Raw genomic sequence first — 22,733 nt, forward strand, 5'->3', positions numbered from 1 at the left:
TGCGGGCATGGCGGCGTACTCCCCTGCCCTTACGGAACCCGCACCATGTCCGATTCCCGCCCCAGCGGCCGCCAGCCCGACCAGCTCCGCCCGGTCGTCATCCAACGCGGCTTCACCCGCCACGCCGAAGGTTCGGTGCTGGTGTGCTTCGGTGAAACCCGCGTGCTGTGCACCGCCAGCGTCGAGAACCGCGTGCCGGGCTTCCTGCGTGGCAAGGGCGAAGGCTGGGTGACCGCCGAGTACGGCATGCTGCCGCGCGCCACCCACACCCGCAGCGACCGTGAAGCGACCCGCGGCAAGCAGGGTGGCCGCACGCTGGAAATCCAGCGCCTGATTGGCCGCAGCCTGCGCGCCTGCGTGGACCGCAATGCGCTGGGCGAACGCACCATCACCCTCGACTGCGACGTGCTGCAGGCCGACGGTGGCACCCGCACCGCCGCCATCACCGGCGCCTACGTGGCCCTGGTCGATGCGGTGAACGTGCTGATCAAGCGCGGCGAGATCAAGCGCAACCCGATCCTCGGCGCAGTGGCCGCCGTGTCGGTGGGCGTGTACCGAGGCGCTCCGGTGCTGGACCTGGACTACGCCGAAGACAGCGACTGCGACACCGACATGAACGTGGTGATGAACGACGGCGGCGGCTTCATCGAGCTGCAGGGCACCGCTGAAGGCCACGCCTTCCGTCGCGACGAGCTGGACGCGCTGCTGGGCCTGGCCGAAAAGGGCGTGACCGAACTGCTGGCCGCACAGCAGGCGGCGCTGTCGGCATGAACCGCCGGATCGCCCTGACCACCCTGGTGGTGGCCGACTATGACGAAGCGATCGCCTGGTACACCGGCAAGCTCGGCTTCACGCTGCTGGAAGACATCGACCAGGGCACCAAGCGTTGGGTCGTGGTCGGCCCAACCGATGGCAGCGCAGCCGCCCTGCTGCTGGCGCGCGCCAGCAACGACGAACAGCGCAGCCGCATCGGCAACCAGACCGGTGGCCGTGTCGGCTTCTTCCTCAACACCGACGATTTCCACCGCGACCACGCCGCGATGCTGGCCGCCGGTGTCGAATTCCTGGAAGCGCCGCGCGAAGAACCCTACGCGACGGTCGCGGTGTTCCGCGATCTGTATGGCAACACCTGGGACCTGCTGGAGCCCCGCACATGAAGAAACTGGTACTGGCCAGCCACAACGCCGGCAAGCTGGTGGAGATGCAGGAGATCCTGGCCGACCTGCCGCTGCAGATCACCTCGGCCGCCGAGCTGGGCCTGGGTGATGTCGAGGAAACCGGCCTGACCTTCGTCGAAAACGCGCTGCTGAAGGCCCGCGCGGCCTGCGAAGCGACCGGCCTGCCGGCGCTGGCCGATGATTCGGGTTTGATCGTCGATGCCCTCGGCGGCGCACCGGGCCTGTACAGCGCGCGCTATGCCGGCCACCCGACCAATGCCGCAGCCAACAACGCCAAGCTGCTCGATGCCATGGCCGAGGTGCCCGATGGCCAGCGCAGCGCGCGCTTCTATGCGGTCATCGTGCTGCTGCGCCACGCCACCGACCCGCAGCCGCTGATCTGCGAAGGCCGTTGGGAAGGCCAGATCATCCGCGAGCTGCGCGGCACGAATGGTTTCGGCTACAACCCGGTGTTTCTGGACACCACCCACGGCCTGACCGCCGCGGAAATGGAGCCGGCACTGAAGAACGCCATCAGCCACCGTGCCCTCGCCCTGCAGCAGCTCAAGCAGCAGCTGGCGACGCTGTACTGACGCCACCTGATCGAACCAGGGAAGCCGGCCTGCGGCCGGCACTACCGATGAAGCCCATGCCGCACGCCCACGACCACTGCAACCACCTGCCCGGCGAAGCCTGCTCCGCTGACCACGACACGCCGCCGCGGCTGGTGCCGCCACCGCTGTCGCTGTACGTGCACCTGCCGTGGTGTGTGCGCAAATGCCCGTACTGCGATTTCAATTCGCACCAGGCCAAGAGCGAGCTGCCGTTCGACGCCTACATCGATGCCCTGCTGCGCGACCTAGACCAGGATCTGCCGCTGGTCTGGGGCCGGGTGGTGCATAGCGTGTTCTTCGGCGGCGGTACGCCCAGCCTGTTCCCGCCCGAAGCGATCGACCGCTTCCTGCAGCAGGCCAGCGCACGCCTGCGCTTCGCGCCGAATGCCGAGATCACCCTGGAAACCAACCCGGGCACCGCCGAGCACGGCCGCTTCGACCGTTACCGCGCAGCCGGCGTGAACCGCCTCAGCTTCGGCATCCAGAGTTTCGACGACGCGATGCTCAAGCGCCTGGGCCGCATCCACGACAGCGGCGAAGCCGAGCGCGCAGTGAAGATGGCGCAGGACGCGGGCTACGACAACTTCAACATCGACCTGATGTACGCGCTGCCGGAACAGACCCTGGCCGGCGCCGAGGCCGACCTGGAGCGTGCGTTCGCGCTGCAGCCGGCGCACATCTCGCACTACCAGCTCACGCTGGAGCCGAACACGGTGTTCTTCGCACGGCCGCCGCAGGGCATTCCCGATGAAGACAACGCCTGGGACATGCAGGAACACTGCCAGGCGCTGCTGGCCCAGGCCGGCTTCGGCCAGTACGAGGTCAGCGCCTATGCCCGCCCCGGCCGGCAGAGCGCGCACAACCTGAACTACTGGCGCTTTGGCGATTACCTGGGCATCGGTGCCGGCGCGCACGGCAAGATCAGTTCCGGCGCCGAGGAACACGTGCTGCGGCGCTGGAAGCGGAAGCACCCGCAGGCCTACCTGGACAGCGCCGGCACCCCGGCCTCGTTCGGCGGCGACGACGTGATCGCGCCCGCGCGACTGCCGTTCGAGTACATGCTGAATCTGCTGCGCCTGCACGAAGGCTTCAGCCTGCGCGATTTCGAGTCGCGTACCGGCCTGCCACGCAGCGTGCTCGACGCAGCGCTGGCCGAGGCTGTTCAGCGCGAGTGGCTGGAGGTGACCGACGGCCACGTACAGCCGACCGAACTGGGCCGCCGCTTCACCAACGATGTGGTGAGCCTGTTCCTGGAGGAATAAGGCCTCCGCCGTAACGGGTAGTGCCGGCCGCTGGCCGGCAATCGCGCATCCGGACCGTTCACGTTCACCCTAAAGTAGCGCCGGCATCGGCCGACACGGTAGATTCACCAGATCGATCCGCGGGAATCCGGGTACCGCCTGCCGATGTCAGCTGTCTTCTCCCTTACCTCCGCCGACAAGAACCGCCTGGCCGCCGCCGAGCTGCCACCGCGGGTGCGCGATCTGCTGGGCGCGCTGATCGGCCTGTGCCGGCAGGCACTGGCCGCGCCCCTGATCCTGACCGTCGAAGCATTGGAACAGACCCTGCTGCACGATGCCGACCGCGCCCGCAATCCGGCGCAGCAGGCCGACCTCATGGCCCAGCGCGGCCAGCTGCATGCCTTTGCCGGCCACTTCCCGGATCGCGTGCTCGATGCCCTGGCCGAGTCGCTGGCACGGCTGCGCGAACCGGCCAGTGCCGGCGCGCCTGCCACGCCCGCGCCGGCCCTGCCAGGCATGCAGGGCCTGTCGCTGGTCGCCGAGCACGACGTGGATCGCGACCTGCTGCTGACCGAAATGGTACGGCGCGAAACCCAGCGCTCGACCAACGCGCTGAATCTGCTGGGACAACGCCTGGGCGTGCTGGCCGCCGCACCGGCATTCGAAACGGACACCCTGCCGCTGGCACCGCAGGCGCTGTGCCTGATCGTGCGCCGGCTGGCCGAACAGGATGCGCTTGGCGCGGAGATCCAGCTGGCGCTGTACCGCAGCTTCGAGCGCCAGGTGCTGGAGCGCCTGGGCGACGTACTGGATCGCGCCAACGCCCTGCTGGCCCAGCACGGCATCCTGCCGGGGCTGGTCTACACCCCTTATCTGGCGCGCTCCTCCAGCACACGGCGGATCATCACCCAGTCGGTGGGCGGCGGTCGCGCCACGCAGCCGGCCCGGCAAGCGGCCGCACCGCTGACCGGTTGGAACGGCTCCGCCCCCGCCGGCTCGTGGTCGCATCTGGTACAGGACACCGTCAACGACGCTGGCAGTGCCGCTGTCGTCGGCCTGACCGCCTCCACCGGCGGTGCCCTGCATGAGCTGCTGCAGCAGGCCCGCCACGCAGCCGCCGCCCCGGTTGAAACCGGCGCCGTCCCCAGCGCAGCCGTCGACGCGGTGCTCGCTCGCCTGCAGGCCCAGTCCAGTGCCGCCACCGGCGTGGCCGACCTGCAGGCAGCGGTGGTCGCCCAGCTGCGCAGCGAGCATGGCGCCCAGGCCCAGCTGGGCAGCCACGACCGCGACAACCTCGACCTGCTGCGCATGCTGATGCAGCAGGTGCAGCAGCGGCAGCGCCCCGACCCGGTACCGGCCGCCCTGCTGGCGCGCCTGCAGGTTCCGCTGGCCCGCGCGGCAATGGCCGACCCCGGCTTCTTCGTGCGCGACGAGCACCCCGCGCGCGAGCTGCTCAACCAGATCGCCGAAGTCGGTGCGCACTGGCTGGCCGACGATGACGTCGACCCACAGCTGCTGCAACGCATGGCGCAGAGCGTGCAGGGCCTGCTCGCCCAGGATGCGCGATCACCGGACGCATTCGCCGCTGCCAACGAAGACGTGCAGCAGCACCAGCGCGCCGCAGCGCACCGCGCCGAGCTGGCTGAGCGCCGCCATGTCGAAGCGGCCCGCGGCAAGGAACGCCTGGAGCTGGCACGCCGCCAGGCCAATGCACAGATCGACCAGTGCTGTGATGCACAGCAGCCCCCCCGTTTCGTGCAGTCCCTGCTGCGCCAGGCCTGGGCCGATGCGCTGACCCTGACCCGCCTGCGGCATGGCGACGATTCGCCGCAATGGCAGGAGCGCCTGCAACAGACCGAACGCATTGCGGCGGTCACCGCCCAGGCCGTCGATTCCGCCGATGGCACCGATGCCGCGCTGGCCGCCGATGTGGAAGCCGCACTGGTCCAGGTCGGGTACCACGCCGAGGAGGCGGCCGCCGTTGCACGGCGCCTGGCCACACCCGGCGGCGAAGACGAAACGACCTCACGCACCGAACTCAGTGCCCGCCTGAAAGCGCGTGCGCGCCTGGGCGAGCACGCCGCAGGTACTGACAATGCCGCAGCCCCACCACCGCTTCCCCGCAGCAGTGCGGAAGAGGCGGCCTACCAGCAGCTTTCCAGCCTGCCATTCGGCAGCTGGTTCGACATCGACAGCGGCGACGGCAGCGTGCGACGGCAGCGCCTGTCCTGGTACAGCCTGCTGACCGGCCATGCCCTGTTCGTCAATCCGCGCGGACAGAAGATCGCCGAGACCGACCTGGACACGCTGGCGCGGCAGCTCAGCGCCGGCCACGCACAGCTGGTGACCGAAGACCGTGGCCGGCTGGTGGACCGTGCCTGGCAGGCCAGCCTCAGCGCCCTGCGCGCGCTGGCTGGCGGCCGCCGCAAGGAGACCCACGCATGAACCCGCTGCCACAGGACACCCGTCGCGCCCCGCGCCGCCAGGTCTCGGATCTGGTGCCGGTCACCGACCAGATGCGCGACTGCGTGGTGGGCCGGCTTGGCAATGTTTCCGAGACCGGCATGCTGATGCTGGCCAGTACGCCATTGCGCGAGGACGCGCTGTACCAGCTGCGCTTCCCGCTGCCGATGGGCGACGGTCGCCATGAAGCCATCGACGTGGGCGTGCACCTGCTGTGGAGCGAACCGGCACATGCGCCGGGTCAAAGCTGGACCGGCTTCCGCTTCCTCACCCTGTCGCGCGAGCATCGGCAGCTGCTGCGCCAATGGGTGGGCGAGGACAGCGACGAAGGTCCGCTTTCGACGGCCTGAGTGCCGGTTCCGGCACAGCGGTTTTTCGCGGTATGCGGCAGAATCTAGGGCCGTTTTCCGTGTCGAGCCACCGCAATGATCCAGCAAGACCCCGGCGCCCTGTATCCCGACCACCTGGCCGTGCTGTGCCGACGCGCCGAACAGGCGCTGGCCCGCGGCGGCTTCGATCACCTGGTGGTGCCCAGCGGCACCCTGCACTACCAGGTGTTCGACGATCGCGATTATCCGTATGCGGTGAACCCGCAGTTCAAGGCCTGGCTGCCGCTCACCCGCGTGCCCAACAGCTGGATCGTGTTCACCCCGGGCAGGCGCCCCGCGGTGATCTTCCACCAGCCCTTCGACTACTGGCACGTGGTGCCGGACGCGCCCAGCGGCTGGTGGGTGGACCACTTCGACATCCACATCATCCGCAAGCCCGAAGAGGCGCTGGCGCTGCTGCCGGCCGATCCGGCGCGCTGCGCGATCCTCGGCGAGCCGCAGAGTGCGCTGGGCGCCTTCGTGCCCAACAACCCGGCGCCGGTGGTGAACTACCTGGAATGGCACCGTGGCAGCAAGACGCCGTATGAAATCGCACTGATGCGCCAGGCACAGGTGCTGGGTGTGCGCGGCCACCGCGCCGCCGAGGCCGCCTTCCGCAATGGCGCCGACGAGTTCAGCATCCACATGGCGTACTGCCAGGCCGTGGGCCAGGATGCCAACGAACTGCCGTACGGCAACATCGTCGCACTGAACGAACACGCCGCCGTGCTGCATTACACCGAACTGGGCCGCAAGGCGCCGCAGCCGCTGCGCAGCTTCCTGATCGACGCCGGCGCCAGCGCTCACGGTTACGCCAGCGACATCACCCGCACCTACGCCGCACAGGGTCACGACGAATTTGCTGCGATGATCGCCGCCGTCGATGCCGCCCAGCAGCAGATGTGCGCCGCGGTGCGCCCGGGCTTCGACTACAAGCAGCTGCATGTGGATGCACATCTTTCGCTGATGGGCGTGCTGAAGGACTTCGGCGTGATCAACGTCTCGCCGCAGACCGCGCTGGAAACCGGCGTCAGCGCCGCGTTCTTCCCGCACGGTATCGGCCACCTGATCGGCCTGCAGGTGCATGACGTGGCGGGCTTTGCGGCCAGCGACGTAGGAGGCCGCATCGAGCGCCCCGCCGGCCACCCCTATCTGCGCCTGACCCGCGTGCTGGAGCCGGGCATGGTGGTGACCATCGAACCGGGCCTGTACTTCATCGACATGCTGTTGAACGAAGTGAAGGACGCCGGCCATGGTGATGCGGTCAACTGGGACCGCGTGGACTTCTTCCGTCCGTATGGCGGCATCCGCATCGAGGACGAAGTGCTGTGCACCGAAGGCGAAGCGGACAACCTGACCCGGCCGGAGTTTGCAGCGGCCAACGGCTGAGCCCCTCGTGGTTTGACGCTGAATTCAAAATGCCGCGCTTGGCGGGGCGGGGTGGGTTCGCGGGGGACGCCGTGAACCCATCCATGGGGGCTTGGCCGCGGCATCCATGCCGCGGACACCCCCGCGAACCCACCCCGCCCCACCTTTGACAGTTTCCTGCGCGCGTTCAACCACGGAAAAGAAAAAGAAAAGCAGAAGCGGGTCGCTCGCTGCGCTGCTCCGTGTCGACCAAGGTCGACACCTACCAACGGCCGCGCGTGCCAACAGCCTTCGTTACCAACAGCCGCGTGAACCTCTCGAAGGCGGGGCACTGTGGGTTTGCGGGGTGTGAGCCGCATGGATGCGGCGATCAAGCCTACAGGGACGTACTTGCGGCGTCCCCGCAAACCCACAGTGCCCCGCCATCCCACGGATAGCCGCTCTTGCTTTGGCCGTTGCCGTTGCTTCGGCCTGTAGCGGGTGCAGGGCTGCAAGCCCTGCAGAAAACCCCCTACCCCGCCATCACCGCTTCGATCTCGTCGGCGCTGCGCGCCAGCCCTTCGGTCAGCACCCGATGGCCATCATCGGTGATCAGCACATCATCCTCGGTGCGGATGCCGATACCGCGCCAGCGCGGCTCCACCGTCGTGTCATCCACGCCGATGTACAGCCCCGGCTCGATGGTGAAGGCCATGCCCGGCTCCAGCAAACGCGAGTCACCGGCCAGGCGGTAATCGCCCACGTCGTGCACGTCCATGCCGATCCAGTGCCCGGTCTTGTGCCGGTAGAAGCGCTGGTACAGGCCTTCGGACAGGTTCTTTTCCAGTGTTCCCTTCAGCAGGCCCAGCCGCAGCAGGCCTTCGGTCAGGGTCTGCACCGCGGCCAAGTGACCAGCCTCATACGCCACGCCCGGCTTGGCCTGGGCCAGCGCCGCCGCCTGTGCGTCACCGACAAGGTCGTGCAGCGCGCGCTGCTCGGCACTGAAGCGGCCGTTCACCGGGAAGGTGCGGGTGATGTCACTGGCGTAGCCGCGGTACTCGGCGCCGGCGTCGATCAGCACCAGCTCGCCGTCGCGGGAACGTGCGTTGTTGTCGCGGTAATGCAGGATGCAGCCGTTGCGGCCGGCGCCGACGATACTGCAATAGGCCGGCACGGCATCATTGGCGCGGAACACGCGTTCCAGCTCGGCCTGCAGTTCGTACTCGTGGATACCCGACCTGGCCGCTTTCATCGCCGCCAGGTGGGCGCGCACGCTGATCTGCGCGGCATGGTGCATCAGCGCCACTTCCGCACCGGACTTGAACAGGCGCTGCTCGTGCAGCAGGTGGCCCAGTTCGAGGAATTCATGCGGTGGCTGCGCGCCGTGACGCACCTGCGAACGCACGCGGTTGACCCAGCCGATCAGCTTCAGGTCGAAGTCGGCATCGCGGCCGAAGTGATAGTAGACGCGCGAGCGCCCTTCCAGCAGGCCGGGCAGGATGTCGTCCAGATCGTCGATCGGGTAGGCATCGTCCATGCCGTACTGCGCCACCGCACCTTCCTGGCCGGCACGGCTGCCGTCCCAGGCCTCGCGCTCGGCATCGCGCTCGCGGCAGAACAGGATGGCCTCGCCGTGGCGACGGCCCGGGATCAGCACCAGCACGGCTTCCGGCTCCGGGAAACCGCTCAGGTACTGGAAGTCCGAATCCTGCCGGAACGGATAGTGGGTATCGAGGCTGCGCACCTTCTCGGCCGCGGCCGGCAGCACCAGGATCGCGTCCTCACCGGCCATGTCCATCAGCTGGCGGCGGCGACGCTTGTACTCGCCGGCCGCAATGCCGGTGCGCTGCTTGAGATCCATCAGTTCAGGCGCTGCCGATGGCGCGAGGCCAGCACCACGTCGCCGTGCAGCAGCAGCACCGCCACACGGATGAACTCCTCGATTTCCGACAGCGCTTCATCATCGTCATCGCCACCGGCCTCGAAATCCTCGCTGGAGGCACGGGCCAGGCTGGCCATGTCGGTCAGCGCTTCTTCGCCCTCTTCGGACAGGGTCGGGCGGCGGCCGCCGCTGCCCAGGCCGAAACCGCCCAGGAAGGAACGGGTCCAGCTGAACATGGCATCGGCCTGCGCGGACACGTCGTCGCTGTCGGTCAGCAGCAGCTCGAAAGCGAAGTCGCGGTCTTCCAGCTGCTTGATGGTGGCCTGCTGCAGCTGCCCCAGCACGCTGTCGGCGGCCACCGGCGGCAGGTTGTCGTCGGCCAGCACGCGCGCCGGCCAATCGTTGCCGGGGGCGCCGCCGGCGGCCAGCCAGCCGCACAGCGCACCGTGCAGTTCGGCAGCGGTGGCGCCCAGGCCCAGTTCCTGGCTGGCGCGGGAAACGTCGTCGACGGAGGGAAGTTCGGTCATCGTGCGGCTCGTTCGGAAAGGAAACCCCGAGCGCGCACGCGCGCGCCCGTCAGACCCCGTAGTGTAGCAACCCCACGGCATCCTCCCCGTGGCTGTCCAGGCTTGCTGCGACAACGCTTGACCGCTCTCACCCGGCTTGCCTATCGTGCCCGCATGGAACCCGCCGATCCCCTTGCCCAGCTGCAGGACTTCGCCGCCCGCGTGGAAGCGTTGCTTGAACGCAACCAGCGCCTGGCCGAGGAGAACCGCAGCCTGCGCCACCAGCAGGAACAGCTGGTGGCGGAGCGCTCGACGCTGCTGGCCAAGAACGAGCAGGCACGCTCGCGGGTGGAAGCAATGATCAGCCGGCTCAAATCCCTGGAGCAGCACACATGAGCGCCGAACCGGTCAGTGTCCGCATCCTCGATCGTGAATACACCGTAGGCGTCGGCGGCGATGAACGCGACAGCCTGATGGCGGCCGCACGCCTGCTCGACGCGCGCATGCGCGAGATCCGCGGCAGCAACCGCATGGCCGCCGTGGACCGCGTGGCGGTACTGGCCGCGTTGAACCTGGCCCACGAACTGCAGCTGCTGCGCGACGAGAACGCCCGCCAGGCCGTGGCCCTGCAGCAGACCCTGGCCGACCTGAACCGGCGCCTGGACCGCGCCATCGACGGCACCCCGTAAAAGGGGACGGAGGGGATCAAGCCGTATTCGCCCCTTCCGTGCTGAACGCGTCTTAATCCCCTCCGTCCCCTTTTCTGAATTGGCACGGACTGTTGCCGACGAACGGCCTATCCAGAATCTGCGCGCTGGCTATAATGGCCACGCGTTCTCTGCGGTACTCGACGGCATGTGCAAACATTCGCCTTGTCCCTTAAGAACGACACCGGGAGCGCGACAGCGCCGGGAGTGCAGGTCCGCCTTGTAGCGGGAAGCCCGATGGTTCTCCAGCGTTCCCACTTGAGCCCCCGGGTTCAAGGTCGTTTCGCATGCATCGACATTGCGGAGAATGCAATATTCCAGCAAGGGCGGCGTCTTCGGGCGTCGCCCTTGTTCTTTGCGGCACAATGACGGCTGTTCCTTGCCGCACGCTGCCATGACCGACCCGCGCCAGGCCCTGCGCCACGACCTGCGGCAACGCCGCCGCGACCTCTCCGCCGCTGCGCGCATCGCCGCGGCCGAATCCCTTGCCGATGCCCTGCTGGCGCTGCCGTTCGCCCCGCGCAAAGGTGCGGTGGCCGGCTACTGGGCGCTGGATGGTGAGATCGCCCTGCACCGCTGGCAGCTGCAGTTGCCCGAAGGCCTGACCTACTGCCTCCCGGTGCTGGCCGGCGAGGTGCTGCGTTTCGCACCGTGGCGCCCCGGGCAGCCGCTGACCAGCAACCGCTATGGCATTCCCGAACCGGACGTGGCGCTGGAAGACACGCTGGAACCGGCGCAGATGGCGCTGGTGGTGACCCCGCTGGTGGGCTTTGACACGCAGTGCCGGCGGCTGGGCATGGGGGGCGGCTGGTATGATCGCAGCTTCGCCTTCCGCCACGACCGGCCGGCGCCGCCCTGGCTGGTCGGTGCTGCCTTCGCGGTGCAGCAGGTCGAGTCCTTGCCGGTGGCGTCGTGGGACGTGCCGGTGGATGCGATCTGCACCGAAGACGGCACCCTGTTCCCCTCCGCTGCCCCCGTGAACGCATGACCGCCCGCAAGCGCTACTGGCTGATGAAGTCCGAACCGGACGCCTTCTCCATCGATGACCTGGCCAAGGTCAAGGTCGAACCCTGGAACGGGGTGCGCAACTACCAGGCGCGCAATTTCATGCGCGACGGCATGCAGGTCGGCGACGGCATCCTGTTCTACCACTCCAACACCAAGGTGCCGGGCATCGTCGGCCTGGCCACGGTGGCCAGCACGGCCTATCCCGACGATACCCAGTTCGACCCGACATCCGACTACCACGACCCCAAGAGCACGCGCGAGAACCCGCGCTGGATGCTGGTGGACGTGGCCTACGACCGCAAGCTCAAGCAGGTGATCGCGCTGGACGAGATCAAGCTGCACGCCGACGAGCTCGGCGAAGGTTTCCCGCTGGTTGCCAAGGGCAACCGCCTGTCGGTGTTCCCGGTGACCGCCGCGCAGTGGAAGCTGCTGCTGTCGCTGGAAAAGAAATCCTGATTCCCTGCCTGAGAGTTCTTCCCATGTCCGAAGCCAAGCGCCTGGCCGCCGAGAAAGCCATCGAGTACGTTGAAGACGGCATGATCGTCGGTGTCGGCACCGGGTCCACCGTGGCCTATTTCATCGATGCCCTGGCCCGCATCCAGCACCGCATCAAGGGGGCGGTGTCCAGCTCCGAGCAGAGCACCGCGCGCCTGAAGCAGCACGGCATCGAGGTGATCGAGCTGAACCACAGCGGCAACCTGTCGCTGTACGTGGACGGCGCCGATGAGTGCGATCCGGCCAAGTGCCTGATCAAGGGCGGCGGTGCCGCCCTGACCCGCGAGAAGATCATCGCCGAGGCCAGCGAGCGCTTCATCTGCATCGTCGATCCGAGCAAGCAGGTGCCGGTGCTGGGCAACTTCCCGCTGCCGGTGGAAGTGATCCCGATGGCGCGCAGCCTGGTCGCCCGCCAGATCCGCGACATGACCGGTGGCCAGCCGACCTGGCGCGAGGGTGTGGTCACCGACAACGGCAACCAGATCCTGGACATCCACAACCTGCAGATCACCGATCCGGAAAAGCTGGAGCGCGAGCTCAACCAGCTGCCGGGCGTGGTCTGCGTCGGCCTGTTCGCGCGTCGCCGCGCCGATGTGGTGATCGTCGGCGGCGAACCGCCGATCGTGCTCTGACCCTCCTGAAGGATCCTGACGATGTCGCTGTTGCGTTCGCTGCTGATGCTTCCCTTGCTGGCGCTGGCCGGCTGCGCCACCGATGCGGCCCGCCACTGGGTCGAGCTCGATGGCGCCCGTTACCAGGTCGAGCTGGCCACCAATGACGAGACCCGTGCGCGCGGGCTGATGTTCCGCGACCAGATGGCGGCCGACCACGGCATGCTGTTCATCCACGACCGCGAGGAAATGCAGGCGTACTGGATGAAGAACACCAAGATCGCGCTGGACATCCTGTACTTCGACAACGAACGCAAGCTGGTGAGCCAGCAGCGCGACGTGCCGCCGTGCTCGGCCGGCGACATGTGCCCGCCCTACCCCAGCGGCGGCCCGGCGCGGTACGTGCTGGAGCTCAACGCCGGCCAGGCCGAGAAGCTCAAGCTCAAGGACGGCACCGCGTTGACCTTCGGCCCAGGCATCGAGTAACAGGGTTCTGCCGGGCTACGCCCGGCACCCGCGGTTGTGCCGGCCGCTGGCCGGCAATCCAACCCGACCGGGGTCAGATCCCTTTCGCAAGCGAAAGGGATCTGACGCCTGAATTTTTCACGCGACACTGCTTGAAACCGTCTGCGAATGACGCCAGTCTGTGGTCATGCAGGACCGGATCACACTCCCCGACTGGGATGCACTGGCCGACCTCGAAGACGGGGCGCTGCCGTTGTTGCCGACCGCGCTGCTGATCGCGCGCGATGAATACCCCGATCTGCAGCCGTCCACCTACGACGCGCTGATCCAGAGCCATGTCGATCACCTCCGCTCGGAAGTGGAGAGCATCGACAGCAGCCCGTTGAAGATGGCCGCGATCAACCGCCACCTGTTTGACGAACTGGGCTACAGCGGCGACCACGACGAGTACTACGACCCGCGCAACAGCTACCTCAACCAGGTGTTCGAACGACGCCTGGGCAACCCGATCTCGCTGGCGCTGGTGCAGATGGAAGTGTCGCGACGGCTGGGCATCCCGCTCGATGGCGTGTCTTTCCCCGGCCATTTCCTGGTGCGCCTGCCGGTGGACGACGGTGTGCTGGTGATGGACCCGTTCAATGGTGGCCGCCCCCTGGATGTGGACGAACTGCGCGAGCGGGCCAAGTCACACCTGGGCGGGCAGATGCCCGATGACCAGGTGCTTGCGCAGATCCTCGACCCGGCTCCCTCGCGCGCGATCCTGATGCGCATGCTGCGCAACCTGCACGGCGTGTATGCCGAAGCGGAAGAATGGGACCGCGCCGCGCGCAGTGCCGACCGCCTGCTGAAGCTGGCCCCAGACCAGCACGACGCCCTGCGCGACCGCGGCCTGGCCTACCTGCAGCTGGAGTACCTGGCCGGCGCCCGCCACGACCTGGGGCAGTACCTCAAGCGCAATCCCGAGGCCAGCGACGCGCAGTGGCTGCGCGAGAAGCTGATCGACCTCGGCGGGCCGATGCCGCGGCTGCATTGATTTGCCGGTGTGCGGACCAACGGTCCGCACCCACCCGCCTCAATCGACCTCGACCATCTCGAAATCGGCCTTGCTCACCCCACAGTCGGGGCAGGTCCAGGTCTCGGGAATGTCCTCCCAGCGCGTGCCCGGCGCGATGCCCTCTTCCGGCAGGCCGTCCGCCTCACGGTACAGAAAGCCGCAGACCACGCACATCCAGGTACGCAAGGTGGTGGGGGTGGCATCGCTCATCGGATAATCGGGGCTGGATTCACGGGCCGCCATTGTCCCATCGCGGCCCACGCACCGGTAGCCATCGATGACTTCTGCTTCCCCGGCGCCCCGCGGCGTCTACCTGATCACCCCGGACGAGCCGGATACCGCGCGCCTGCTGGACCGCACCGCGCCGCTGCTGGCCGCCGGTGCCACCTGGCTGCAGTACCGCAACAAGACCGCCAGCGATGCCCTGCGGCAGGAACAGGCGACGGCCCTGCACGGCCTGTGCGCCGCCCACGGCGTGCCGCTGATCATCAACGACGATCCGGTGCTGGCCAGGGCCGTGGGCGCCGCCGGCGTGCATCTGGGCGGCACCGACGGCGACATTTCCAGCGCGCGCGCCCTGCTCGGGCCCGACGCCATCATCGGCACCTCCTGCTACGACCAGCTGGCCAATGCCGAAAAGGCCGTGGCCGCCGGTGCCAGCTATGTGGCCTTCGGCGCGTTCTTCCCGACCACCACCAAGGTCACCACCAGCCGTGCTCATACCGATCTGCTGCGGCAAAGCGCCGCACTGGGCGTGCCGCGGGTGGCGATCGGCGGGCTGACCCCGGACAATGTCGGTCCCATCATCGAAGCCGGCGCCGACCTGGTGGCCGTGGTCAGCGGCATCTACGCCGCACCGGACCCGGTCGCAACCCAGCGCGCCTTCCTCGTCCAGTTCGCGTAATGCCCAGGAAAGCCCCATGAACCACGACCAGTCCCACGCCCTGTTCTCCCGCGCCCAGCAGCTGCTGCCCGGCGGCGTCAATTCCCCGGTGCGCGCGTTCAAGTCGGTGGGCGGTGAGCCGTTCTTCGTCGAGCGCGCCGACGGTGCCTACCTGTACGACGTCGACGGCAACCGCTACATCGACTACGTGGGTTCCTGGGGCCCGATGATCGTCGGCCACAACCACCCGGCCGTGCGCCAGGCGGTGAAGCGGGCGATCGACAACGGCCTGTCGTTCGGCGCGCCGTGTGCGGCCGAAGTGACCATGGCCGAAACCATTACCCGGCTGGTGCCGTCGTGCGAAATGGTGCGCATGGTCAACTCGGGCACTGAAGCTACGTTGTCGGCGATCCGGCTGGCACGCGGTGCCACCGGCCGCAATCGCATCGTCAAGTTCGAAGGCTGCTACCACGGGCACGGCGACTCGTTCCTGGTCAAGGCTGGCAGCGGCATGCTGACCCTGGGCGTGCCGACCTCGCCGGGTGTGCCGGCCGGCCTGAGCGAACTGACCCTGACCCTGCCCTACAACGATTTCGAAGCCGCCACCGCGCTGTTCGAACAGCAGGGCGAGGACATCGCCGGCCTGATCATCGAACCGGTGGTGGGCAACGCCAACTGCATTCCGCCGCGCGCGGGCTACCTGCAGCACCTGCGTGAACTGTGCACGGCGCATGGTGCGCTGCTGATCTTCGACGAAGTGATGACCGGCTTCCGCGTGGCGCTGGGCGGCGCGCAGGCGCACTACGGCATCACCCCGGACCTGACCACCTTCGGCAAGATCATCGGCGGCGGCATGCCGGTGGGTGCCTATGGCGGCCGCCGCGAACTGATGCAGCAGATCGCCCCGGCCGGCCCGATCTACCAGGCCGGCACGCTGAGCGGCAATCCGGTGGCGATGGCCGCCGGCCTGGCGATGCTGGAGCTGGTCCAGCAGCCGGGCTTCCACGCCGATCTGGCCGAGCGCACCGCGCGCCTGTGCGCCGGTCTGGAAGCGGCTGCCGCCGAGGCCGGCGTGGCCGTGACCACCACCCGCGTGGGCGCGATGTTCGGCCTGTTCTTCACCGATGAAACGGTGGAGACCTACGCACAGGCCACCGCCTGTGACATTGCCGCCTTCAACCGCTTCTTCCACGCAATGCTGGAACAGGGCGTGTTCCTGGCACCGTCGGCGTACGAGGCCGGCTTCCTGTCCAGCGCACACGACGACACGGTGATCGAGGCGACGCTGGCCGCCGCACGCGTCGCCTTCAAGGCTGCCAAGGGCTGAGCCCACGCCCGGCAGTGCCAACCTTGGTGGGCACTGCCGCATCGGGTAGGTGCCAACCTTGGTTGGCACAGAGCCGTCGAGCATGGCTCGACGCTACAAACGGCATCAACCGAAGACGAGCTTGCCCTTCATCATCGCGAAGTGGCCGGGGAATGAGCAGAAGAAGGTGTAATCGCCGCCCTTCTGCAGGCCCTGCGTAGAGAAGCGCACGCGCGTGGTCTCGCCACCACCGATCACCCTGGTGTGCGCCAGCACGCGCTTGTCGGCCTTCGGCAGATAGCTGTCGGCCAGGGTCATGCGCATGCCGGCCATCGCCACCGGCTGGTAATCGGCAGTGCGGGTCAGCACCCAGTTGTGGCCCATCGCGGTAGCGGCCAGCTTGCCGGTGTGGCGCAGGGTCAGGTCCACCGCCGTGCAATCGGCGGCCACCTTGATCTCGCGGCTGCTGAAGCTCATCTGGTCAGTGCTGTCGATGCTCACCGCACACACCCGCGCCAGCGCCGACGGCGCCAGCATCAACGCGCCCAGTCCCACTGCGATCATCCAAGCCTTCATCGTTGTATCTCCTGCCGGTTCAAGCGCCATTCTAGGCAGGTGCCCGCAACCTGCGCTGCGACCGTCTGTCGCACGCCCGCTCCAGGGTTTCCGCGCCCGCATGTCGATGGCATGCTCGGCCAATGCAGATCGATCTGTTGCTGCTGGATGTGGATGGCGTGCTGGTGCGGTACCAGCGCGCGCAGCGCGTGCTGCAGCTTGCGCACGCACTGGACGTGCCGACGCAGGCGGTGCAGGCCGCGCTCTACGACAGTGGGCTGGAGGCGGCGCATGACGACGGCACGCTGGATGGCCCCGCCTATCTGGAGCGGCTGGGCTTACAACTGGGCAGGAGCGTGGATGTGCCCGCCTGGATCGCCGCCCGCCAGGCCGCCAGCCACCCGCAGCAGGCAGTGCTGCACCGGCTGGAAAGGCTGCAGCTGCCGATGGCGGTGCTGACCAACAACGGCGCGCTGATGAAACAGGCGTTGCCCATCCTGCTGCCGGAACTGTTCCCTGCCCTGCAGGAGCGTGTTTTCTGCAGTGCGGATTTCGGCCTGCGCAAGCCGGCACCGGAGGTGTTCCTGCGCACGCTGGAAACACTGGGTGTGGCGCCTGCACACACGCTGTTCGTCGATGACCTGTTTGCCAACGTGCGCGGCGCACGTGCCGCCGGCCTGCACGCGGAAACCGTGCGCGACGGCCGTGGCCTCGGCAAGGTGTTGAAGCGCTACGCGGTGAGGTAGCGCCGGGCCATACCCGGCGTTCCCTGTTCCTCTACGCTCGCCGGGCATGGCCCGGCGCTACCAAATCGGCCTCAGCGCGCCGCGACGAACGCGGCAATCGCTGCGCGCAGTCGCTTGAGGCCTTCGGCCACTTCTTCGTCGGTGATGTTCAGCGATGGCACGAAGCGCAGCACGTCCGGGCCGGCCTGCAGAGTCAGCAGGCCCTGCTCGGCCGCCTGGTCGAGGATCGCACCGGCCTGGCCGGCGAAGTCCTTGCTCAGCACCGCACCCAGCATCAGGCCGCGACCCCGCACCTCGCTGAACACGCCGAACTCGTCGTTGATGCGCGCAAAGCCATCGCGCAGTGCCTTCGACTGGCGGCTGACGTTGGCGGCGATCTCCGCCGAGGCCAGCTTGCGCAGCGCCACGCGAGCCACCGCAGCGGCCAGCGGGTTGCCACCGAAGGTGGTGCCGTGCGCGCCGAACTGCATGGTCTCGGCCACCTTCGGGCCGGCCAGCATCGCGCCGATCGGGAAGCCGCCGCCGAGTGCCTTGGCCAGGGTGACCATGTCCGGCACCACGTCATCCTGCCAGTGCGCGAACAGCGTGCCGGTACGGCCCATGCCGGCCTGGATCTCGTCCAGCACCAGCAGCGCGTTGTGCTGGTCGCACAGCTCGCGCACGCGCTTGAGGAAACCGGACTTGGCCGGCATCACGCCGCCCTCGCCCTGGATCGGCTCCAGCATCACCGCAGCCACGTCGCCGGCGGCCATCGCGGTTTCCAGCTGCACTTCATCGTTGAAGTCGATGTAGCGGAAGCCACCGGGCAGCGGCTCGTAGCCTTCCTGGTACTTCGGCTGGGCAGTGGCGGTCACCGCGCCCATCGTGCGGCCGTGGAAGCTGCCGCGGAAGGTGATGATGACGCGCTTGTCGGCCGGACGGCCCTGGCTGGAGGCCCACTTGCGGACCATCTTGATCGCCACTTCGTTGGCTTCGGCGCCGGAATTGCACAGGAACACGCGCTCGGCGAAACGGCTGGCCTTGACCAGCTCCTCGGCCAGGTGCAGCGGCGGCGCGCTGTAGAACACGTTGCTGGTGTGCCAGAGCTTGCCGGCCTGCTCGACCAGCGCGGCCACCAGGTCCGGATCGTTGTGACCCAGGCCGCACACGGCGATGCCGGCGGCCAGATCAATGAATTCACGGCCCTGGCTGTCCCACACGCGGGCGCCCTGGCCTCGCTCCAGAACCACCTGGCGGGGCTTGTAGACCGGCAGGTAGTAGTGCGAAAGGGAGATCAGCGGATCGGTCGCGGCGGTCATGGCAGTCGGCAAGGTTCAGGAATGCCCATTCTCGCGCCGGAACCCCTGCGGCACAATGCGCCCATGCGACCGTTTTCCGCCCCCCAGCTGAACCCCGCCACCGAGACCGGCTGGCGCCGTCGGTGGTTCGACATCATCTACCGCCATGACTCGCGGCCTTCGCGCAATTTCGACCTGATCCTGGTGGTGGCCATCGTCGCCAGCATCCTGGTGGTGATGATCGACAGCGTGCAGCACCTGCATGCCGAATGGTCCACCGGGCTGTACATCCTGGAATGGGGCTTCACGATCATCTTCACCGCCGAGTACCTGCTGCGGCTGGCGGTGGTCCGGCGACCGCTGCGCTATGCGGTGAGCATCTGGGGCATCATCGATCTGCTGTCGATCCTGCCCGCCTACCTGTCCTTGTTCGTGCCCGGCGCGCAGAGCCTGCTGGTGGTGCGCGCACTGCGCATCCTGCGCGTGTTCCGCATCCTCAAGCTGACCCGCTACATCGAAGAAAGCGGCGTGCTGATGACCTCGCTGTGGCGCAGCCGGCGCAAGGTGCTGGTATTCCTGTTCACGGTGATCACCATCACCATCATCGCCGGTGCGCTGATGTATGTGATCGAAGGACCGGAGCACGGCTTCACCAATATTCCGGCCAGCATGTACTGGGCGGTGGTGACCATGGCCACGGTCGGCTTCGGCGACATCGTGCCGCAGACCGTGCTCGGCCGCTTCGTCACCTCGGTGCTGATCCTGATCGGCTACAGCATCATCGCCGTGCCCACCGGCATCTATACCGCCGAACTGGCCAGCACCATGCGCGAAGCCGAGCTGGCCGCGCGCCGTGATGCCCGCGGCTGCCCGCATTGCGGGCTGGAAGGCCACGAGCCCGATGCACGGCATTGCCGCAAGTGCGGCGGCCAGCTACCGGATCCGTTCAGCCATTGAGGCACATGCCGGCCAGCGGCCGGCACTACCCTTGGCGCTTACGCATGGATGCGCGCGCTGCTCATCGCAGGCGGTTGCTGGTGGAGACCAGATCGTTGTAGGCGTCCAGCAGAGTGGATTGCGCACCTTCCGGCGCCGAGGTGTCCCAGCTGCCGGAGGCCTTGCGCTCGGCAGCCAGCCCTTCGGCGGTGATCGGCTTGCCCTGCTGCAGACGCTCCACGCCGCGCCCGGCGGTGCGCACCAGCTTGTCCGCTGAACGCTGCACGTGGCCCCACATCGGGTCGTCCTTGCCCACCCCGGAGTTCTGGATTTCCGTCACCAGCGCCTGGTAATCGGCCAGCTGCGTGCGCAACGCCGCCAGATCCGGTGCGTCGCCCTGGAAGGCCATGGCCAGCTGCTTGCCATCGCCCAGCAGGCGCAGATGGTAGTAGGCCAGCGAACGGCCTTCGCTCTCCTCGATCTGCTTCAGCTGTGCCGCGCGACGATCATTCTCGTTCTTCTCCAGTGCCGCATCCAGTGCCTCGCTGGCCTTGAAGAAACCGGCATAGGCCTGCATCAACGGCGCGTGCTGGCTGCGCAGGCCCTCACCGCCATCGCGGCGATAGTCCTCACGGGTGAAGTAGCCGTCGGCGCGTTCGATCAGCGCGTACAGCGACTGGAAGGCCTGCTGGTAGTCACGCGCTGGTGCATCCAGCGCGGTAGACGGGGTCTTTGCCAGCGCATCGGTCAGCGCCTGGCCGCAGTACTCCACGCGGTGCGACAGCACCTTGCCCGGTGAGCGCGGCTGCGTTTCCTTGCCGGTCGGACCGGCTTCGGGATCCTTCATCCAGCCGGTGTAGGTCTGGAAGCCTTCGTGGATGGGTTGTTCAACGCCGTTGTAGCACTCGATGTAGGCGTTGACCTTCTCCAGGCCGGGATCGGCCGCTGCCGGTCCCGGCACTTTGTCGCAACCGGCCGTACCGACCAGCGTGCCGAGCAGAAGAAGGGGAAGCAGGCGTACAGAAGCGTTCAAATCGATTCCTTGCAGAAAGAGGCGGTAGGTATCCTCGCGCATGGCGCAAGCACCCGCATCGGCGGCCTCGCGAAGGCCCCACCGTTCGAGAGTGTGCGATGCGATGCGTCGCAATCGACCTGTTCGATTGCGCCACAAATGACGCGATGGAGGCTGCGGTTACTGGCGGTTGCTCTGGAAGACCAGCGTGTTGTATTCCTGCATCAGCTTGCTGGCCGAACCACGCGGGGCCATCGAAGGCGAGTCCAGCATGCGACGCTCGAAATCGCTGTAGGGCGTCTTGCTGCTGACCCGCTGCAGGCGCTCCTTGCCCTCCCGGCGGAAGTTCTCGGCTTCGCGCTCGAAGCTGTTCCAGTCCAGCTTGCCCGGTTCCTGATCGGCCACCTTGGCATGCGCTTCGTCGGAAATGCGGTTGAACGCATCCAGTCGTTCACCGGCCTTGGCCGGATCAAAGTCGTCCTCGCTCATCAGCTCCACGATCGCCTTCGCTTCCAGCATCATCGCCAGGCGGTAGTACTCGCGCGTGCGCCCCTCGGCCTGTTCCAGCACCTTGAGCTGCTCGCGCTGGGCCGCGTCGTTCTGGCGCTCCAGCTCGGCATTGAACGCTTCGCTGGCGACCACGAACGCCTTGAAGGCCGCCATCAACGGCGCGTGCATCTGCTTGCCCTTGGCAAACTGGTCGTCCTCGTAATCCTGGCGATCGTAGTAGTCGTGGGCGTCCTTGCTGACCGGCACCAGCGCCTTCAGCGACTGCTGATAACGGCCCGCGGCGGCATCGAGATCGGCCAGTGCCGGCTTGGCAGCGATCGCCTCGGTCACCGGGGCGTCGCAGCGCTTCATGTCGTAATCGCTGATCTCCGACGGGCCGTACACCTGCGTCTCGCGCCCGGTCGGGCCGGCATCGACATCCTTGATCCAGCGCGTGTACGACTCGATGCTGCGGTGGGTCTTCGAATCGAGTGCGTTGAAGCACTCGATGTAGGCGTTGAGTTTGGCGGTCAGCTGCTGCTGCGTATCGGACGGCGTCGCGCCGGTGCCCGGCTTGGCGGCCGGGCCGCTTTCACCCGTGGTGGCGGGCGACTTGCCGCCGCAGGCGGTCAGGATCAACGACAGCGAAGCGGCCAGCGCCGCGGTGGAAAGCGTACGTGTCATGTGCTCACATCCTTGTTGAAAACGATTACATCCAAACATTCTAGCGCAGCGGGCCGAAGGCCGCAGCCCTCGGCCCATGTTCAACGCTGCGCTCAGTCCAGGAACAGGTCCGGCAGCAATGGCCGCGACGGATCCACCGCATAGCCGGCAAGATCGGTGATGCCGGCCTGCGCCAGCACCTCATCGTCGATCAGGAACTGGCCGTGGAAACCCGCCGCCTCGCGCACCAGCACCGCATGCGCGGCGTCGGCCATGATCTGCGGCGTACGGCAACCGGCCGCGTCCACGCCGGGAATCATGTTGATCGCATCGGTGGCAATCACCGTGCGCGGCCACAATGCATTGACCGCCACGCCCTGCGGGCCGAATTCCGCGGCCAGGCCCAGGGTGACGAAGCTCATGCCCATCTTGGCCAGCGTGTAGCCGGTGTGCGGCGCCCACCACTTCGGTTCCAGGCTGGGCGGCGGGGCCAGGGTGAGGATGTGCGGGTTCGGCGCCTGCAGCATATATGGCAGGCAGGCCTGCGCGCACAGGAAGCTGCCGCGCGCGTTGACCTGCTGCATCAGGTCGAAGCGCTTCATCGGCGTATCCAGCGTGCCGCGCAGCCAGATCGCACTGGCGTTGTTGACCAGGATGTCGATGCCGCCAAAGGTATCCACGGTAGCCGCCACCGCCGCCTGCACCTGCTCTTCCTCGCGGATGTCGCACTTCAGGGCCAGACCCTGGCCACCGGCGGCCGTCACGGCTTCGGCCGCGCTATGGATGGTGCCAGGCAGCTTCGGATTGGGCACCGACGACTTCGCCGCGATGGCGACGTTGGCGCCGTCGCGCGCAGCGCGCAACGCAATGGCCAGGCCGATGCCACGCGAGGCACCGGTGATGAAAAGGGTTTTGCCCTGCAGACTGCCCACGTTCCACACTCCAGCG

26 protein-coding genes and 1 other RNA gene are annotated in these 22,733 nt (G+C 67.6%); 19 read left to right on the forward strand and 8 right to left on the reverse strand.

Annotated elements, in window-relative coordinates; translation table 11 throughout:
* Nucleotides 1-45 precede the first annotated feature (45 nt).
* From rph to pepQ, 7 genes are all read left to right on the forward strand, one after another.
* The gene (gene rph / locus AC5YGJ_RS13120) at nucleotides 46-771 is read left to right on the forward strand and encodes a ribonuclease PH (protein WP_279920587.1); all 726 of its coding nucleotides are present in this window, start codon (nucleotides 46-48) and stop codon (nucleotides 769-771) included.
* A complete protein-coding gene (locus AC5YGJ_RS13125; protein WP_249842970.1) occupies nucleotides 768-1,157 on the forward strand; it encodes a VOC family protein in 390 nt (129 codons plus the stop codon). The genes rph and AC5YGJ_RS13125 overlap by 4 nt, the downstream gene beginning before the upstream one ends.
* A complete protein-coding gene (gene rdgB / locus AC5YGJ_RS13130) occupies nucleotides 1,154-1,750 on the forward strand; it encodes an RdgB/HAM1 family non-canonical purine NTP pyrophosphatase (RefSeq protein ID WP_249842969.1) in 597 nt (198 codons plus the stop codon). Before AC5YGJ_RS13125 ends, rdgB begins: the two co-directional genes overlap by 4 nt.
* 56 nt (nucleotides 1,751-1,806) lie before the next feature.
* Nucleotides 1,807-3,033, forward strand: a complete 1,227-nt coding sequence (gene hemW, locus AC5YGJ_RS13135; protein WP_496186782.1) for a radical SAM family heme chaperone HemW — start codon at nucleotides 1,807-1,809, stop codon at nucleotides 3,031-3,033.
* A 144-nt stretch (nucleotides 3,034-3,177) separates the two neighbouring features.
* Nucleotides 3,178-5,457, forward strand: a complete 2,280-nt coding sequence (locus tag AC5YGJ_RS13140; RefSeq protein ID WP_496186783.1) for a DUF1631 family protein — start codon at nucleotides 3,178-3,180, stop codon at nucleotides 5,455-5,457.
* Between the two features lie 5 nt (nucleotides 5,458-5,462).
* Nucleotides 5,463-5,825 (forward strand): PilZ domain-containing protein, encoded by a 363-nt coding sequence (locus AC5YGJ_RS13145; RefSeq protein ID WP_057498843.1) that lies wholly within the window; start codon nucleotides 5,463-5,465, stop codon nucleotides 5,823-5,825.
* Nucleotides 5,826-5,900: 75 nt separating this feature from the next.
* Nucleotides 5,901-7,232: a Xaa-Pro dipeptidase gene (gene pepQ, locus AC5YGJ_RS13150; protein WP_496186784.1), complete on the forward strand. Its 1,332-nt coding sequence runs from the start codon at nucleotides 5,901-5,903 to the stop codon at nucleotides 7,230-7,232.
* Between the two features lie 490 nt (nucleotides 7,233-7,722).
* Here pepQ and AC5YGJ_RS13155 read toward each other — a convergent pair whose 3' ends face one another.
* Together AC5YGJ_RS13155 and AC5YGJ_RS13160 are read right to left on the reverse strand one after the other, a co-directional pair.
* Nucleotides 7,723-9,051 (reverse strand): aminopeptidase P N-terminal domain-containing protein, encoded by a 1,329-nt coding sequence (locus tag AC5YGJ_RS13155; RefSeq protein ID WP_496186785.1) that lies wholly within the window; start codon nucleotides 9,049-9,051, stop codon nucleotides 7,723-7,725.
* Nucleotides 9,051-9,599 carry a UPF0149 family protein gene (locus AC5YGJ_RS13160; protein ID WP_249842964.1) on the reverse strand — a complete coding sequence of 183 codons (549 nt, stop codon included), beginning with the start codon at nucleotides 9,597-9,599 and terminating at the stop codon, nucleotides 9,051-9,053. The genes AC5YGJ_RS13155 and AC5YGJ_RS13160 overlap by 1 nt, the downstream gene beginning before the upstream one ends.
* A 153-nt stretch (nucleotides 9,600-9,752) precedes the next feature.
* Between AC5YGJ_RS13160 and AC5YGJ_RS13165 the strand changes: the two genes are divergently transcribed.
* The 8 genes from AC5YGJ_RS13165 to AC5YGJ_RS13200 all read left to right on the forward strand — a co-directional run bounded on the left by AC5YGJ_RS13165 (nucleotide 9,753) and on the right by AC5YGJ_RS13200 (nucleotide 13,897).
* The gene (locus AC5YGJ_RS13165) at nucleotides 9,753-9,974 is read left to right on the forward strand and encodes a TIGR02449 family protein (protein WP_005410898.1); all 222 of its coding nucleotides are present in this window, start codon (nucleotides 9,753-9,755) and stop codon (nucleotides 9,972-9,974) included.
* Entirely contained in the window at nucleotides 9,971-10,267 is a 297-nt protein-coding gene (locus AC5YGJ_RS13170) for a cell division protein ZapA (RefSeq protein WP_005410899.1), read from the forward strand. Before AC5YGJ_RS13165 ends, AC5YGJ_RS13170 begins: the two co-directional genes overlap by 4 nt.
* Before the next feature lie 143 nt (nucleotides 10,268-10,410).
* A non-coding RNA gene (gene ssrS / locus AC5YGJ_RS13175) (6S RNA) lies at nucleotides 10,411-10,596 on the forward strand.
* Nucleotides 10,597-10,679: 83 nt separating this feature from the next.
* Nucleotides 10,680-11,273 (forward strand): 5-formyltetrahydrofolate cyclo-ligase, encoded by a 594-nt coding sequence (locus tag AC5YGJ_RS13180; RefSeq protein ID WP_496186786.1) that lies wholly within the window; start codon nucleotides 10,680-10,682, stop codon nucleotides 11,271-11,273.
* On the forward strand, nucleotides 11,270-11,749 hold the full coding sequence (locus AC5YGJ_RS13185) for an EVE domain-containing protein (protein ID WP_249842962.1): 480 nt from the start codon (nucleotides 11,270-11,272) through the stop codon (nucleotides 11,747-11,749). Before AC5YGJ_RS13180 ends, AC5YGJ_RS13185 begins: the two co-directional genes overlap by 4 nt.
* A 23-nt stretch (nucleotides 11,750-11,772) precedes the next feature.
* Nucleotides 11,773-12,420: a ribose-5-phosphate isomerase RpiA gene (gene rpiA / locus AC5YGJ_RS13190; RefSeq protein WP_249842961.1), complete on the forward strand. Its 648-nt coding sequence runs from the start codon at nucleotides 11,773-11,775 to the stop codon at nucleotides 12,418-12,420.
* A 21-nt stretch (nucleotides 12,421-12,441) separates the two neighbouring features.
* Entirely contained in the window at nucleotides 12,442-12,885 is a 444-nt protein-coding gene (locus tag AC5YGJ_RS13195) for a DUF192 domain-containing protein (protein WP_249842960.1), read from the forward strand.
* Nucleotides 12,886-13,051: 166 nt separating this feature from the next.
* Nucleotides 13,052-13,897 carry a SirB1 family protein gene (locus tag AC5YGJ_RS13200; RefSeq protein ID WP_496186787.1) on the forward strand — a complete coding sequence of 282 codons (846 nt, stop codon included), beginning with the start codon at nucleotides 13,052-13,054 and terminating at the stop codon, nucleotides 13,895-13,897.
* Nucleotides 13,898-13,936: 39 nt separating this feature from the next.
* Here the strand turns inward: AC5YGJ_RS13200 and AC5YGJ_RS13205 are convergent, their stop codons facing one another.
* The gene (locus tag AC5YGJ_RS13205) at nucleotides 13,937-14,161 is read right to left on the reverse strand and encodes a rubredoxin (protein ID WP_057497622.1); all 225 of its coding nucleotides are present in this window, start codon (nucleotides 14,159-14,161) and stop codon (nucleotides 13,937-13,939) included.
* 34 nt (nucleotides 14,162-14,195) lie between these two features.
* Between AC5YGJ_RS13205 and thiE the strand changes: the two genes are divergently transcribed.
* Nucleotides 14,196-14,822: a thiamine phosphate synthase gene (thiE, locus tag AC5YGJ_RS13210; protein WP_496186788.1), complete on the forward strand. Its 627-nt coding sequence runs from the start codon at nucleotides 14,196-14,198 to the stop codon at nucleotides 14,820-14,822.
* A gap of 16 nt (nucleotides 14,823-14,838) precedes the next feature.
* On the forward strand, nucleotides 14,839-16,128 hold the full coding sequence (gene hemL, locus AC5YGJ_RS13215) for a glutamate-1-semialdehyde 2,1-aminomutase (protein ID WP_496186789.1): 1,290 nt from the start codon (nucleotides 14,839-14,841) through the stop codon (nucleotides 16,126-16,128).
* A gap of 105 nt (nucleotides 16,129-16,233) precedes the next feature.
* Here the strand turns inward: hemL and azu are convergent, their stop codons facing one another.
* A complete protein-coding gene (gene azu, locus AC5YGJ_RS13220) occupies nucleotides 16,234-16,683 on the reverse strand; it encodes an azurin (protein WP_496186790.1) in 450 nt (149 codons plus the stop codon).
* Between the two features lie 122 nt (nucleotides 16,684-16,805).
* Here azu and AC5YGJ_RS13225 point away from each other — a divergent pair, with 122 nt between their 5' ends.
* A complete protein-coding gene (locus AC5YGJ_RS13225; protein ID WP_496186791.1) occupies nucleotides 16,806-17,408 on the forward strand; it encodes an HAD-IA family hydrolase in 603 nt (200 codons plus the stop codon).
* A 71-nt stretch (nucleotides 17,409-17,479) separates the two neighbouring features.
* On the opposite strand, the gene AC5YGJ_RS13230 is transcribed toward AC5YGJ_RS13225, so the two are convergent.
* Complete coding sequence (locus AC5YGJ_RS13230; RefSeq protein ID WP_107231631.1) at nucleotides 17,480-18,706, reverse strand: acetylornithine transaminase; 1,227 nt, start codon at nucleotides 18,704-18,706, stop codon at nucleotides 17,480-17,482.
* A 63-nt stretch (nucleotides 18,707-18,769) separates the two neighbouring features.
* Here AC5YGJ_RS13230 and AC5YGJ_RS13235 point away from each other — a divergent pair, with 63 nt between their 5' ends.
* Complete coding sequence (locus tag AC5YGJ_RS13235) at nucleotides 18,770-19,642, forward strand: ion transporter (RefSeq protein WP_496186792.1); 873 nt, start codon at nucleotides 18,770-18,772, stop codon at nucleotides 19,640-19,642.
* A 61-nt stretch (nucleotides 19,643-19,703) separates the two neighbouring features.
* Here the strand turns inward: AC5YGJ_RS13235 and AC5YGJ_RS13240 are convergent, their stop codons facing one another.
* The 3 genes from AC5YGJ_RS13240 to AC5YGJ_RS13250 all read right to left on the reverse strand — a co-directional run bounded on the left by AC5YGJ_RS13240 (nucleotide 19,704) and on the right by AC5YGJ_RS13250 (nucleotide 22,717).
* Nucleotides 19,704-20,654: a YiiG family protein gene (locus AC5YGJ_RS13240; protein WP_496186793.1), complete on the reverse strand. Its 951-nt coding sequence runs from the start codon at nucleotides 20,652-20,654 to the stop codon at nucleotides 19,704-19,706.
* Nucleotides 20,655-20,813: 159 nt separating this feature from the next.
* Entirely contained in the window at nucleotides 20,814-21,806 is a 993-nt protein-coding gene (locus AC5YGJ_RS13245) for a YiiG family protein (protein WP_496186794.1), read from the reverse strand.
* Between the two features lie 92 nt (nucleotides 21,807-21,898).
* The gene (locus AC5YGJ_RS13250; protein ID WP_496186795.1) at nucleotides 21,899-22,717 is read right to left on the reverse strand and encodes an SDR family oxidoreductase; all 819 of its coding nucleotides are present in this window, start codon (nucleotides 22,715-22,717) and stop codon (nucleotides 21,899-21,901) included.
* Between the last annotated feature and the right edge of the window lie 16 nt (nucleotides 22,718-22,733).

The organism is Stenotrophomonas sp. CS3K5, assembly GCF_059515225.1.